Raw genomic sequence first — 12,769 nt, forward strand, 5'->3', positions numbered from 1 at the left:
TCGGACGACCCTTGCGGCAGCTCAGATCGCGGTGCGCCGCGCGTTTTCCATGTAGAGGGTGCGCAGGCGCTTGAACATCGGTCCGGGCGTCCCGTTCCCGACGTCAACTCCGTCGATATTGGTGATGGAAACGATGAAATTCGAAGCGCTTGTCAGCCAGGCCTCGGCAGCCGCCTTCGCCTCTTCCACCGAGAATGGCCGTTCCTCCAGCACTAGGCCCGCTTCGTATGCCAGATCAAGGACGGCACGCCTCGTGCATCCCGGCAGGGTCGCATGGCTATTGGCGCGCGTGATGATGCGGCCGTCGCGCGTCACGATGTAACCCGTAGACGACGCGCCTTCCGTCACCATACCGTCCTCGACCAGCCAGGCTTCATCGAAGCCCTCTGCCTTGGCGGCGCGCTTGGCCAGCACCTGCGGCAGCAGGCCGACGCTCTTGATATCGCGTCGCGCCCAACGCTGATCCGGCATGGATTTCACCTTGAGGCCTTTTTCCACGGCGGCAACATGTTCGAGCGTCTTTGCTTGCGTGAAAAGCACCAACGTCGGCTGCAAATTGTCGGAATAGAAGAAGTTACGATCCTCCGCGCCGCGCGTGTACTGGAGATAGACCATCCCCTCGACAAGCTGGTTTTCTTTGACGAGGCGCTTCTCGATCGCCACGATCTCGTCGGTCGTGATGGGCAAGCGGCCGCCGATCTCGCCAACGCTACGCTCCAGCCGGGCCATGTGCAGGGCGCTGTCGATCAGTTTGCCATCCAGCACTGCAGTGACCTCGTAAATGCCGTCGCCGAACAGGAAACCCCGGTCGAAGATGGACAGGCGTGCCTCGTTCTCGGGCAAAAAGGCACCATTGAGATAGACGGTGCGGATCGTCGGGGCAGACATGGAAACTCCGTAGTGTGCGAGCTGGGAAATGACGGTCAGCGATGAGCTGGATGGGGAAGATCTATGGCATCGACAGTCGAATTCTTGCCGGTCGCGGCGTTGAAGCCCTTCGTCGTGGTTGCCATGGCGAGAGAATTGAGGATTGCCTCTTCCGTGGCTTCGATCGCGGCTTCGAACAACGGCGAGACGGCATCGTTGCCCAATGTCGGGATCGCACTCACGCCCTTGCGCCGCTCCGGAGTACGCCGCACCGCCTCGGCCGTCGAAAAGGCGAGCGCATAGTCACCCGAACCATTGCTTAGCGCCGCGCCGGTGCGGGCAAGACCGCCGAAGCAGCGGCGCGCCAGTCTCTCCAGATTGCGCGGACAGAGCGGAGCATCGGTCGCGAGCACGATGACGATGGAGCCATCCTTGTCGTGCTCGCTTAACGCCGCATAATCGCGCCCGGCGACGATAAGGCGACCGCCGTAGTTCGATTGGACGAGAACGCCGAGCCGATAGGTCTCGCCGCCGACCGGCACGAAGCGCGAGCTGGTTCCGATGCCACCCTTCAGGCCGAAGGCGACCGTCCCGGTTCCGGCGCCGACGGCCCCCTCCTCGATCGGGCCTGACGCCGCGGTATCGATCGCCAGCAGAATTTCCTCGACGCTCGGGCGGGCCGCGCGGATATCGTTGAGGCGAGAATCGTTGGTCTCTCCAACCACCGCGTTGATCGACACCACTTTCTCATTGCCTGCTTGTGCAAGCGTATGATGCACAACGGCTTCGATGCCTCGCCCGACCGCCAGCGTATTGGTCAGCACGATCGGCGTCTCGATCTCGCCAAGCTCGACGAGCTGCGTGGAACCGGCAAACTTTCCGAAGCCGTTGAAGACTGCAAATCCGGCCGGGACCTTGTCCTGGAACAGATTGCCGCCATGCGGCAGGATCGCCGTTGCGCCCGTGCGCGTGCGCTCGCCTTCATGGCATGAGACATGCCCGACGCGCAGGCCGTCGACATCGGTGATCGCGTTTAGCGGGCCCGGCGCGAAATGCCCGGGCGCAAAGCCAAGCTCACGGATTCTATGGCGCTTCTGGTCCATTACTCATGCCTCATAAAGATAGCGGGACATTACTCTGCCGCGCAGCCGGAAGGCATAACAAAAACGGAATAGTTTCAGACCGGCTTTGCAAAGAAGGATACGGCGCGTTCCGGCGCGAGACGCTGATCAGTGTCCGTGCCGGCGCCAAGAGCTCTCACTACAGGAAACGATTGCCGCGCAACCATTGCTCCCACCAGCCCGGCCAATCGGCGGTTGGTGTGCCCGGCTTTCCCATGCCGAACCCATGGCCGCCACTGGGCAACCGGTGAAGCTCCACGGGAATGCCGGCCTTGCGGCAGGCGTCAGCCATGATGAGCGTATTTGCCGGATCGGAAATCGGATCGTCCTCGGCCTGCGCCAGAAAGACGGGCGGACAACCGGAGCGGACATGCGTCTCGACGGACCAATCCGCGCTGGCTTCAGCATCCGGGTGACTGCCGATCAACGAGCGGCGGGTCGAGGTATGGTCGTAAGGCGGCTTCAGTGTGATGACCGGGTAGATCAGGGAAGCCAGACTGGGACGTGCGGACTGATCGTCGATCGCATCGGTGGCCTGGTAGGACGCAAAAGCCGATCGGGTGGCCGCAAGACCAAGCAGGTGGCCACCGGCAGAAAACCCAAGCACGCCGACGCGCGATGAATCCAGCCCACGCCGTGCAGCTTCGGTGCGTATGATGCGCATTGCACGTTGCGCGTCCTGAAGCGGTGCCAAGGGGCCATTCTCCCACCCTTCGGGCGGCAGGCGATAGGTCAGGACATAGGCGGTGATACCCTTCGCCGCCAACCAGCGAGCAGCCGGATAGGCTTCGTTACCGAGCTCGATGCGCTTGTAGCCACCGCCAGCCGCAATCAACATGCTGGCACCATTCGGCTTTTCGGGCGCGAAAACCTCCAGGCCCGGCGCAGCTATGTTGCTGACCGCACCCTTGTCGTTTCTCTGCACAGGGCCGGTTGGCCCACCGCCGCCCGGAGGCTGCCCAGGCCATAGTTGGATCATTGAATTCGATGACGCGGCCCGCACCGTCGTGGAAAGCGTTGCAAAGGCGGTGGCAATCAGGAAAGAGCGTCGATCCATCATCATGATTTTAAGGCCTTAACATCCTATTCCAACAGACACTGCGGTCTACAGCTCTGCGTCGAGAGATCACTGATCTTCCAAGCATCACCATATGGCGGCAATGTGTTTGGCGCTGAGTGCGCCGGCTTCGGGGTAATCCCTATGGGAACAACAAGTTGAGAGGCAGTGAGGCTTGCCTTTTCAGAAATACGCTGCAAATGAATGCTTTAGCATGGTAAAAGTCCCGGAGTCGGACCTGCGCCTCTCCCGGGAGCATGGTTTGGGGTAATATTAGGGACATATTCCATCGAGGCGGAGCATAGTCTACCGCCGGGATAGTGGGCGGATATTGGATGGCGATGCTCTTGCTCCGTCCCGGTGGTATCTGAGGAGACCGGATTGCCTGACTTTCGATGCGAGGAACGATCCGCTTCCGCGGCAACCGAAGCAAAAGATGAAGCACGGCACGAGGATCGCAAGCCCGTGCAGGGCGAACGACGCCGCTTTCCCCGGCCGACACGGCCTGCCAGCGACGAGCCCCCACCGCCACCTGCCTTGAAGCCATTGCTGTTTTCGACCCGAGATTTCGATGCCGTCGAACAATTCGCCGCGTGGCGAGGCTACGTGGCGCCCCTCGTCGACACTCGCATGCCTGACAATACCTCACAGGAAGCCGGATTTGTTGCCGATCATACAGCGTGGAATCTCGGCGGAATGCTGATTTTTCAGCACGCCGCACCGCCCCATAGCTACATGCGCTCGCAGGCGAAGGTGAAATCAGACCTTATCGATCACTGGCACATTTCGGTGCTGCGCAGCGGCCGGACATGGACTGAGGTCGATGGTCTGGTTTCCGAAGGTGAGCCGGGCAAAATTCAGCTACGATCCCTGGGACACCCATTTAGAGGGCGTGCCACGGAGGCGAAAGTCCTGTCGCTCATCCTGCCGCGCACTCTGCTGTTTGATGTTCCCGCCTCGGTCGAGATCAAGAACAATATCGTTCTCTCGGGAACCCTCACCAAGCTCCTTATCGAGTATCTGAATATCATCGAGGCCAACCTTACGCATTTTATCGCGGCAGATTTGCCGCATGTGGTCCAGACGGTCCGCGACATGATCGTCGCTTGCGTTGCATCTTCGGCCGCACAATCGGCGGGCACGGAGCAACACAGCATACTCGCCTTGACGGAACGGGTGCGACGGTTCGTCGAGAGCAATCTTTCCTCGGAAGACCTGACGGTGGAACGCATATGCCGAGAACTCGGCATATCGCGCACCAGGCTGTATCAGGTGTTCGAACAGGAGGGCGGCGTTCATCATTATATTCAGCGGCGCCGTCTGCTATCCGCGCATGCCTCGCTCAGCGACCCCTCCAATCGGGAGCAGATCATCGATATTGCCTTTGCGGTCGGGTTCTCCTCGGCCGCGCACTTTAGCCGGGCATTCAGCAAGGAATTCGGCTACAGCCCTCGTGAAGCGCGAAACCTTACCGTTTCGCCCTATCTCAGGCACGCGGCGTCGCAGGCATCAGCCGGCAGCGCGCACCCGTTCGACGAGTGGCTGCGAACGCTCGGCCATAGCCGTTAAAATCATCAAAATTCGACCCCTTGCCTGGATACGTGCAAGATTAAGCGCTCGCACGCCAGGGGAGAGTACGTCGCATCTCATTCCAAGCAAAGGCGCGGAGGCACACTTCAGCAGTTGCGAAAATGGACGCTGCTGCAAGTTTCCGGATGCGTGGCTAACGACAGCTAGCTCGTAACTTATTAAAAATGAAACGAATAATCGTTCGGACACCAAGCCTCACGTGCATGGCGAATGTGCTCTGCGTGCACCAAGGCGAGTTTTAGGGAACACACCGATGGTATCTACCCGCCAGACAGTACGGATCAGCAAGCCGCAACATTCCACGAGCGATTCCTATCGCACCGTCGAGCGTGAAGAAGTACTCGCGGTAGCGTTTCGCGATTTCGTACAGGTGGCGCTTGCTGCGGGCTGGAATGAACCAGAAGTCGCTTTGAGCTTGGCGGATATTGCGGACGATTACGTGATGGCTCTCGCTGGTAGAGTTGCCGAGAAATAGTGTTGCGTGTCCGTCGGTGCTCCGCAGGGGTGAGCACGAACGGTCTGGGCAGTTCTTCAGCCATGCCGCCGGTGCCACCGCTCGATAGAAGGCGGTCCACCGGCGACATGGATTTTTTTGATGGATGGCCGGCAACCGCCATCCGAATGAGAGAATAAAGACGAGAGAAATGATGAAGGTCAGGCAACATCTCTGGTTCCGGCAGGACATGGAATCGGCGATTGAATTTTACACATCGCTGATCCCCGGTTCCGCGATCGGTTGGGTTTCGAACATCCTCACCAGCGATCCGAACGGTCCGGCTGGCAGCGCCAAATTCGCAGGTTTCACGCTCGGCAATCGCCCCTATATGGGTTTCGAGGCCGGCCCGCTGGATCGTTCCGAGCACAATTGCACGGTCACCATCGAGTGCGAGACCCAGGTTGAGGCAGATTGTCTGCAAATTGCGTTGGCCGAAGATGGCTCCGAGGAACCGGGCAATCGGGTCCGGGATGCCTGGGGCGTGACCTGGCAATTCATTGTCCGGCAGCAGGATGGTGGCACCCGTGTGCCAACCGAATCCGACGCCGCCGATCTTGCAGAGACCGCCTGTTCCGTCGCGTAAGCGCAACGATGTAAAGCTGCAGCCGAGAAGCAACAGCCAGCAGACCGCTCCAGACAGTCGAGAGACATATCAATCCAAAGTAAGCGGAGGCCGACTGCGATCGACCTCCGCTTTCAGTATAGCTCCGGCGTTAGCGCAGAGTTGGGCAGCCGCGCCGGTTGGCGAAAACCATGCGATCGGGGCCACCGTCATTCCAGCCGCGAACGACAATGCGTCGACCGTCGCTTTGAACCGAATCGATGCGCCGGAAACCTTCCGCACGTGCCGCGCGCATGAGTTCGCCCCGGTCGCAACCACCGCGATCTCGATCCCAACCGCGGTCACGGTCCCGGTCCCAGCCTCTCGGTGGCGGGCGATCCCAATCCCGACCCTGGTCGCGCTGCCACCGTGGCGGCCTGTAATCGTCGTCGCCACCATAATATTGCGCCATCGCGGCCGAGGTCATCAGCTGCATCGCGGCAACCCCGACCAGGGCAACGCGAGAGAATCGTACCAATCGTTCCAACATTCCCTTACCCCCATTTTTGTCCATCGGACGGGGTAGCAATACGACGGCTCGCCTGAACTCCGCCTGAACGCGCAACAAAAATTCCGATCCTTTTGCCGTCATGTGGAAGCAGCCACCATCCAGATTGCTTCGCGACAGAATGGATCAATTCCGTGCCAACACGTTTAAATCCGTCGGCATCAGCTAGAGGGGAAGGCGCGGAACGCGTCTGTCGCCTCGGCTCGTTCGGAAAGCGCGTAAAGGCGCGGATATTCCTCGACGCCGAGGACATGCGGCAGCATTTCCCGGGTAAATCGAACTGCCACCGCACTCATGATATCAGCTTGCATCGGACCAGCGCCAAAAATCCAAGCATCGGTTTGCGGCATTTCCGCCTCGAGCATTCGATAGGCCGCCGCGACCTGCGCATGGACGCGATCGAGCCAGGGCTGGTGCTGCCTCTCCGGAGGACGGAGATTGTGCTCATAGACGATCTGCACCGACTTCTCGCATGCCGCAAGCGCAAGTCCGATGATGCGTAGCGAGCGTGTATGCTCTCCCGGATCGCTGGGCATGAGGTTGCGTCCCGGTGCGGCCAAACGCTCGGCATGCTGAAGGATCAGGCTCGAATCCATCAAGACGATGCCGTCGTCGGTAACAAGTGACGGCGCCTTTACGACCGGGTTCACGGCGGCAAAAGCCTCGAACGTGCTGAAGACGGAAAGGGGTTCGTGCACGAACTCTATGTCCAGCATCCTGAGCGAGATTGCCACGCGTCGGACATAGGGCGAATCCAGCATTCCGATCAGTCTCATATCCGTCACCGCGATCCCTTTGCGCAACCGTTTGGATCGGACTTGGTCCGATGACGGATATTACCCGGGGATGGATCGTCCTTGCCAGTGGCCGAAATAGCCATTATCGAAAGGATCATGCCAAAACATGCGAACCCGCTGATCGTCATTGTCGCCTATGACAGGCTCTGCACTTTCGAATTCGGATGTGCATTCGAAGTGTTTGGACTGTCCCGACCGGAGATGGGACCCGGCTGGTACCGCTGCATGACGGCGGCGATAGAGCCGGGACCGATTCGGGGTGCAGGTGGCTTGCTTCTCGATCCCGATGGCGGACTGGAACTGTTCGATCGAGCTGATACCATCATCATTCCCGGCTGGCGCGGACCCGATGCCGACGTGCCGGTGTTGTTTCTGCAGGCGTTGAAGACGGCACATGCCAAAGGTGTCCGGATCGTTTCGATCTGCGGCGGCGCCTTTGTGCTCGCCCGGGCCGGTCTGCTTGACGGCAGGCGGGCAACCACGCATTGGCACCACGCAGCCAGACTTGCCGCGACCTATCCCAACATCAATGTCGAACCGCATGCCCTTTATGTCGATGACGAAGGCATTTTGACATCGGCAGGTAGCGCCGCCGGGCTCGATCTTTGCATCCATGTGGTCCGGAAGGATTTCGGGATGAAGGCAGCCAATAGCGTGGCCCGGCGTCTCGTGGTCGCCGCCCACCGGGAGGGCGGACAAGCACAGTTCATCGAAAGACCTGTGGTGCAGCGTTCGGCGACCCGGCTATCAGCACTGCTGGACATGATCCGCGCTAATCTCGCGGAACAATGGTCCATTCAACGCATGGCGGATGAAGCGCGTGTGAGCCTGCGTAGCCTTCATCGACATATCCGCGAAGCAACGGGCACGGCACCCGGAGAGTGGCTTCAGAACGAACGTCTTGCCCGGGCACGAGAGCTTCTGGAGGAAACGACATTATCGGTCTCAGCCATTGCGGCTCATACCGGCCTGGGAACTGCCACGAATTTCCGCAATCATTTCCGCGCCGATGTCGGGCTATCGCCGATCGCATATCGATCGCGTTTCCATGCTGGAAAGGGTGCGCCGGGACCACAATACCCTACTGCCGCCGCAGATTAGAGAGATCTCCTCCAGCTCGCGACTGCAGAATGAAGCGATTTTGACAGAAGCATCGCTCCGGCCAGAAAATATAGCAGCAGGATAATGGCGGCCTCAAAGATCAGCGGCAGAAACACGAACCGCGTTCCCGGAGGCTCTTCGTCATCCGGAATCAGGTCGGACAAACTGAGGAACATTGCGAGGAAGGGCGAAATTAGGATCACGCCAGAGGCAATCGCATGAAAGATCAGCCGACCACGAGGAAGTTGCCCTGCCGCCCAAAAGGCGAAGAGCGGAGCAATGATGTTGCATACCAACCCAAGCACCACTGCTACATCTGTCGGCAGAACCGAATCGTCGTACATGCACCCGGATTCCTTATTGCGACTTAAATTAGAGCCACGCTCCTGAAATGACAATCATTTCGCAGCCTGTCGTTATCGGCGTGAGAGGACAAATCCTCCCTGACACGCCCGATCGTCACCATTGCCACCACGCCTCGCGCCGGTACCATTTCAAATCGCGCTTGCGGCTCTTTCCGGCCGCTTTCCGATCGCCCTTGAGATGATCCATGTATCCGCCAAGAGCACTGTTGATGAAGACGTGTGTCTTCGTCAGACATGATCCAAGGCGCTTGAATTGGGCTTCCTGATCAAGCTCCATCTGCTGGAGCACTTTCCAGAAAACGAAGCTGTCATGGCTTTCTTTCAAATTCAGGAAATAGCCGGAGGAATAGGCGCCTTCGAAACGGTCCACGAAGCTCAAGAGCGCCGGATGGCGCAAATTATAGGCCACCCACCCGCATTCCGGATATATTCGACGGTTCAGATAGGCAGCAAGCTGGTTGCCGCGCGGCGCCAATCCATCGATGAAGCTTCTGGGAAGCTCCCGGTGGGTAACCGTATCGGCGTCAAGCCATATCAATTGATCGACCGTGGTCCGGTACCGCCTGATAGCGTCGGCCACCGCAAACACCTTGTTGGAAAAGCGGACCGCATCCCAGCGAAAATCACGCATCAGGCCGTTGCGCACAGGCCGAAAGCCATTGGCCTGCAAGTTCTCGCCATAGGCCGCGCGAAAATCGCGCAACAGCGGCAATTCCTCACTTTGGTTGAACACCAGCAGCCGGCGATCTTTCTCCTCGACATCGACATCCTCGGCATAAACAACCAAAGCGATGTCCTTCGGCCAATTTCGGAGAAATGTCTCGATGCACTTCTTGCCGTAGTCGCGATAGCCCTTTTCATGAAAGGTCGTCACGACGACGTGGCTTAATTGTTCTCGTCGCCATGGATTTGTAAAAAGCATTCGACGATCGAACTCCGCAAGAGAATGGCCCTCGGTGCTGATCTATTCGATTGTCTGGTTTCGATGGTGTCCGAATGTTTCCATGCGGTGGAGTTTGTGGGAAATCATGTTGCTGAACATGGGGTAGTGCAACTCTCACGCCATGAAACAGCCATCCGCCGCGCGGTACCGAACAAGCCGTCCGGTACCGCGATTTGATCTTGCCGAGGAAGGTCTTACTTCGGTGTAACGTCGAAACCGAACCACTTGGCCGACAGCTTTGCAATCGTGCCGTCGGCCTTGGCAGCCGCGATCGCATCGTTGAACATCGCCTTCAACTGCGTATCGTCCTTGCGCAGGCCGACCGAGCTGCCGCGACCGAGAAGGCCGCCCTGGAAGCGCGGACCTGCGACAGTCATGTCCTCGTTGCCCGGCTTTGCCGCTGCCGTCGAGAGATAGGCCATGGACGCCATGATGATATCAACGCGGCCGGCTTTAAGGTCCAGGTCGTGCTGCTCGGTGGTCTTGTATTCGCGAATGTCGGCAACGCCCTTCAAGTACTTGTCGAGGAAGGTTGCCGCGATCGAAGCCGTCTGCACACCGATCGTCTTGCCCTTGAGCAACGGCTCAAGTTTCTTCACGGCGGCAGCCGCACCGGGCTCATCCGTCGCCAGCGAAAAGACCTCGCCCTTCAGCGGCAGATCGACAAGCGGAGAGTCCTTCAGCGTCGCAAAGGTCTGGCCTGTCGTGCCATAGGAATCACTGAAGGCAATAACCTCTTCGCGCTTGGCGGTGGCGGACATGCCCGAAATGATCGCATCGAACTTGCCGGCGTTGAGCGCCGGGATCATGCCGTCAAAGGGCTGGATGACCGTCGTGCATTCGACCTTCATGTGGTCGCAGAGATATTTGATCAGCTCGATTTCATAGCCATCCAGAGTGCCGTCCGGCTTGGTGAAGTTCCATGGGCGGAATGCACCCTCGGTCGCGATCGTCACATGCGTCCATTTCTTCTCTTCCGCGCGCGCAACCGTTGAGACGGCAAGCGTGGCGACCATCATCACGGCCGCCAAAATCCCTGTAAGATATTTCATCATTAAGTTCCCTTTTTTTGATTGAGTTTGACTGTCATTGACTGATGAACTGGCGAAAGCGCTCCGAGCGCGAGCCGGTAAAGACGTCCTGCGGCTTGCCGTCTTCCTCGACCACGCCCTTGTGCAGGAAGATGACCCGGCTGGAGACATCGCGCGCAAAGCCCATCTCGTGCGTGACGACGAGCATGGTGCGCCCCTCCTCGGCCAGTGCGCGCATCACGCGCAGGACTTCGCCGACCAGTTCCGGATCGAGCGCCGATGTGGGCTCGTCGAAGAGCATCACCTTCGGGCGCATGGCAAGCGCGCGGGCAATGGCGGCGCGTTGCTGCTGGCCACCCGACAGATGCGCCGGATAAAAATTGCGCTTCTCGGCAATGCCGACCTTGGCCAGCAAGGCTTCCGCTTCCTCGATGCATTCGGCTCGCGAACGGCGCTGAACATGGATCGGCGCTTCGATGACGTTTTCGAGGATGGTCTTGTGAGACCAGAGATTGAAGCTCTGGAACACCATGCCAAGCTGCGAACGAATACGGTCGACCTGCTTGCCGTCTGCCGGGCGATGCACGCCTCGGCCGTTGCTTTGCATGCGGATGGTTTCGCCGGCTACTGTGACCTCGCCGGAATCGGGCGTCTCCAGAAGGTTGATGCAGCGCAGGAATGTCGATTTGCCCGAGCCCGAGGAACCGAGAATGGAGACGACATCCCCTTCCAGGGCATCGAGCGAAATACCCTTCAGAACCTCGACAGGTCCGAAGCTCTTGTGCATGTCGCGCACGCGAAGTGCGATTGGCATGGCCGTCATTGCGGGTCTCCTGCGGCAATTGCCTCGGTGGTAGAGCTGATACTGGAGGGAGCAGGACGCAGGTGCGGGCTCAGCCTGTATTCGGCAAACTGTATGAGACGCGTCAGCACGAAATTGATGAGAAGATAGATGGCGCCGGAGACGACGAAGACTTCGATCGCACGGTAGGTTTCCGAGATGATCTTGGCAGCAACGCCGGTTACTTCCATCAGTGTGATGATGGAGGCAAGCGAGGTCGCCTTGACCATCGAAATCATTTCGTTGCCATAGCCCGGCAGCGCCTGGCGGATGGCAAGCGGCAGCACGATCCGGCGAAACAGCATGATGCGATGCATGCCGCAGGCACGCGCCGCCTCAACCTGACCATGCGGGACGGACAACAAGCCGCCGCGAATGATCTCGCTGCCATAGGCGGCGGTGTTCAAGGTCAGAGCCAGGACGGCACACCAATAGGGATCGCGCAGGAGCGGCCAGAAAATGCTGTGGCGGATAGCGGGAAACTGGCCAAGCCCGTAGTAGATCAGGAAGATCTGCACCAGCAGCGGCGTGCCGCGGAAGACGAAGACATAGAGGCGCGCAAACCAATCGAGAACGGCAAGGCCGGAGAGCCGAGCCAAAGCCAGCAGCAGCGCCAGAACCATGCCGAGGCAGATCGAGGTCGCGGCGAGCTCGATCGTCAGGGGGAGCGCTCCGATGAGACTTACGAAGGTTTCTTCGAGGAAAGACCAATCCATCAGCGTCTCCTCGCGCCACGCGACAAATGCCGATCGGCTCGTTGAAAGACGACGCTCGAAACGGTCGAGATCATCAGATAGATGACGCCGGCAATCAGGTAGAAATCGAATGGCAGTCCGGTCGAGCCGGCACCGACCTGGGCTTGGCGCAGCAGTTCGGCGACACCGGTGATGGACACCAGCGCCGATTCCTTCAGGACGACCTGCCAGACATTGCCGAGGCCGGGCAGAGCATGCCGCAGCGTCAGCGGCGCGATGATACGGCGCAGCCGCAACCCGCGCGGCATGCCGCAGGCGATGGCCGCCTCGATTTCACCCGGATGCACCGCCTTGAAGCCGCCTCGCAGCACCTCGGTAAACTGAGCACCTGAGGTGACGCCAACGGCCAGCGAGCCTGCAAGAAAGCCGGGAAAGCCGAGAAAGCCATCCGCACCGAAAAGCTTGCCGGCCGCCGTGACGACAGCACTACCACCGAAATAGAAGAGATAGATGACCAGAAGATCGGGAATACCGCGCAATACGGTCGTGTAGGCATCGGCAACCGTGCGCGCAAAGCGATTGCCGGCAATCTTCGCCCAGGCACCGAAAGTGCCGATGCAAGCACCGACGGCGTAGCCGGACATGGCGATAAGGATGGTCATCCACGCCCCGGCGAGAAGGATTTTTCCCCAACCGTCCGGACCGAAGCCAGCAAGTTCGAACAGGCCCGGCTGGTTCATGAAGTCGTCCCGCAGC

15 protein-coding genes are annotated in these 12,769 nt (G+C 59.4%); 4 read left to right on the forward strand and 11 right to left on the reverse strand.

The window, feature by feature from the left end; all coding sequences use genetic code 11:
• Positions 1-21: 21 nt before the first annotated feature.
• The 3 genes from ACQZ6F_RS02305 to ACQZ6F_RS02315 form a co-directional block, all read right to left on the reverse strand.
• Positions 22-888, reverse strand: a complete 867-nt coding sequence (locus ACQZ6F_RS02305; protein ID WP_174074208.1) for a D-amino-acid transaminase — start codon at positions 886-888, stop codon at positions 22-24.
• 35 nt (positions 889-923) lie between these two features.
• Entirely contained in the window at positions 924-1,970 is a 1,047-nt protein-coding gene (locus ACQZ6F_RS02310; RefSeq protein WP_449092479.1) for a P1 family peptidase, read from the reverse strand.
• A gap of 157 nt (positions 1,971-2,127) precedes the next feature.
• Positions 2,128-3,048: an alpha/beta hydrolase gene (locus ACQZ6F_RS02315; RefSeq protein WP_449093123.1), complete on the reverse strand. Its 921-nt coding sequence runs from the start codon at positions 3,046-3,048 to the stop codon at positions 2,128-2,130.
• Positions 3,049-3,426: 378 nt separating this feature from the next.
• Between ACQZ6F_RS02315 and ACQZ6F_RS02320 the strand changes: the two genes are divergently transcribed.
• The 3 genes from ACQZ6F_RS02320 to ACQZ6F_RS02330 all read left to right on the forward strand — a co-directional run bounded on the left by ACQZ6F_RS02320 (position 3,427) and on the right by ACQZ6F_RS02330 (position 5,714).
• Positions 3,427-4,614 carry a helix-turn-helix domain-containing protein gene (locus ACQZ6F_RS02320; protein ID WP_449092480.1) on the forward strand — a complete coding sequence of 396 codons (1,188 nt, stop codon included), beginning with the start codon at positions 3,427-3,429 and terminating at the stop codon, positions 4,612-4,614.
• A 274-nt stretch (positions 4,615-4,888) separates the two neighbouring features.
• Positions 4,889-5,110: a hypothetical protein gene (locus ACQZ6F_RS02325; protein ID WP_449092481.1), complete on the forward strand. Its 222-nt coding sequence runs from the start codon at positions 4,889-4,891 to the stop codon at positions 5,108-5,110.
• A 172-nt stretch (positions 5,111-5,282) separates the two neighbouring features.
• Positions 5,283-5,714: a VOC family protein gene (locus tag ACQZ6F_RS02330; protein WP_449092482.1), complete on the forward strand. Its 432-nt coding sequence runs from the start codon at positions 5,283-5,285 to the stop codon at positions 5,712-5,714.
• Positions 5,715-5,844: 130 nt separating this feature from the next.
• Here the strand turns inward: ACQZ6F_RS02330 and ACQZ6F_RS02335 are convergent, their stop codons facing one another.
• On the reverse strand, positions 5,845-6,210 hold the full coding sequence (locus ACQZ6F_RS02335; RefSeq protein WP_234906387.1) for a hypothetical protein: 366 nt from the start codon (positions 6,208-6,210) through the stop codon (positions 5,845-5,847).
• A 191-nt stretch (positions 6,211-6,401) separates the two neighbouring features.
• A complete protein-coding gene (locus tag ACQZ6F_RS02340; protein ID WP_449092483.1) occupies positions 6,402-7,016 on the reverse strand; it encodes a glutathione S-transferase family protein in 615 nt (204 codons plus the stop codon).
• 117 nt (positions 7,017-7,133) lie between these two features.
• Between ACQZ6F_RS02340 and ftrA the strand changes: the two genes are divergently transcribed.
• Positions 7,134-8,138, forward strand: a complete 1,005-nt coding sequence (gene ftrA / locus ACQZ6F_RS02345; RefSeq protein WP_449092484.1) for a transcriptional regulator FtrA — start codon at positions 7,134-7,136, stop codon at positions 8,136-8,138.
• Here the strand turns inward: ftrA and ACQZ6F_RS02350 are convergent.
• From ACQZ6F_RS02350 to ACQZ6F_RS02375, 6 genes are all read right to left on the reverse strand, one after another.
• Entirely contained in the window at positions 8,135-8,482 is a 348-nt protein-coding gene (locus tag ACQZ6F_RS02350; protein ID WP_077468038.1) for a hypothetical protein, read from the reverse strand. The genes ftrA and ACQZ6F_RS02350 overlap by 4 nt on opposite strands.
• Positions 8,483-8,597: 115 nt before the next feature.
• On the reverse strand, positions 8,598-9,377 hold the full coding sequence (locus tag ACQZ6F_RS02355) for a hypothetical protein (RefSeq protein ID WP_449092485.1): 780 nt from the start codon (positions 9,375-9,377) through the stop codon (positions 8,598-8,600).
• Positions 9,378-9,640: 263 nt separating this feature from the next.
• Positions 9,641-10,498 carry a transporter substrate-binding domain-containing protein gene (locus ACQZ6F_RS02360; RefSeq protein ID WP_077468036.1) on the reverse strand — a complete coding sequence of 286 codons (858 nt, stop codon included), beginning with the start codon at positions 10,496-10,498 and terminating at the stop codon, positions 9,641-9,643.
• Positions 10,499-10,532: 34 nt separating this feature from the next.
• Positions 10,533-11,300 carry an ABC transporter ATP-binding protein gene (locus tag ACQZ6F_RS02365; protein WP_449092486.1) on the reverse strand — a complete coding sequence of 256 codons (768 nt, stop codon included), beginning with the start codon at positions 11,298-11,300 and terminating at the stop codon, positions 10,533-10,535.
• Positions 11,297-12,034 (reverse strand): ABC transporter permease, encoded by a 738-nt coding sequence (locus ACQZ6F_RS02370; protein ID WP_449092487.1) that lies wholly within the window; start codon positions 12,032-12,034, stop codon positions 11,297-11,299. The genes ACQZ6F_RS02365 and ACQZ6F_RS02370 overlap by 4 nt, the downstream gene beginning before the upstream one ends.
• Positions 12,034-12,753: an ABC transporter permease gene (locus ACQZ6F_RS02375; RefSeq protein WP_449092488.1), complete on the reverse strand. Its 720-nt coding sequence runs from the start codon at positions 12,751-12,753 to the stop codon at positions 12,034-12,036. Before ACQZ6F_RS02375 ends, ACQZ6F_RS02370 begins: the two co-directional genes overlap by 1 nt.
• Between the last annotated feature and the right edge of the window lie 16 nt (positions 12,754-12,769).

This window comes from Rhizobium sp. A22-96, assembly GCF_053521805.1.

Excerpts from the sequence above, each read along its gene's own strand:
- ACQZ6F_RS02305 (WP_174074208.1), bottom strand. The coding sequence starts at position 888 with ATGTCTGCCCCGACGATCCGCACCGTCTATCTCAATGGTGCCTTTTTG.
- ACQZ6F_RS02310 (WP_449092479.1), bottom strand. The coding sequence starts at position 1,970 with ATGGACCAGAAGCGCCATAGAATCCGTGAGCTTGGCTTTGCGCCCGGG.
- ACQZ6F_RS02315 (WP_449093123.1), bottom strand. The coding sequence starts at position 3,048 with ATGATGGATCGACGCTCTTTCCTGATTGCCACCGCCTTTGCAACGCTT.
- ACQZ6F_RS02325 (WP_449092481.1), top strand. The coding sequence starts at position 4,889 with ATGGTATCTACCCGCCAGACAGTACGGATCAGCAAGCCGCAACATTCC.
- ACQZ6F_RS02330 (WP_449092482.1), top strand. The coding sequence starts at position 5,283 with ATGAAGGTCAGGCAACATCTCTGGTTCCGGCAGGACATGGAATCGGCG.
- ACQZ6F_RS02340 (WP_449092483.1), bottom strand. The coding sequence starts at position 7,016 with ATGAGACTGATCGGAATGCTGGATTCGCCCTATGTCCGACGCGTGGCA.
- ftrA (WP_449092484.1), top strand. The coding sequence starts at position 7,134 with ATGCCAAAACATGCGAACCCGCTGATCGTCATTGTCGCCTATGACAGG.
- ACQZ6F_RS02350 (WP_077468038.1), bottom strand. The coding sequence starts at position 8,482 with ATGTACGACGATTCGGTTCTGCCGACAGATGTAGCAGTGGTGCTTGGG.
- ACQZ6F_RS02360 (WP_077468036.1), bottom strand. The coding sequence starts at position 10,498 with ATGAAATATCTTACAGGGATTTTGGCGGCCGTGATGATGGTCGCCACG.
- ACQZ6F_RS02365 (WP_449092486.1), bottom strand. The coding sequence starts at position 11,300 with ATGACGGCCATGCCAATCGCACTTCGCGTGCGCGACATGCACAAGAGC.
- ACQZ6F_RS02370 (WP_449092487.1), bottom strand. The coding sequence starts at position 12,034 with ATGGATTGGTCTTTCCTCGAAGAAACCTTCGTAAGTCTCATCGGAGCG.
- ACQZ6F_RS02375 (WP_449092488.1), bottom strand. The coding sequence starts at position 12,753 with ATGAACCAGCCGGGCCTGTTCGAACTTGCTGGCTTCGGTCCGGACGGT.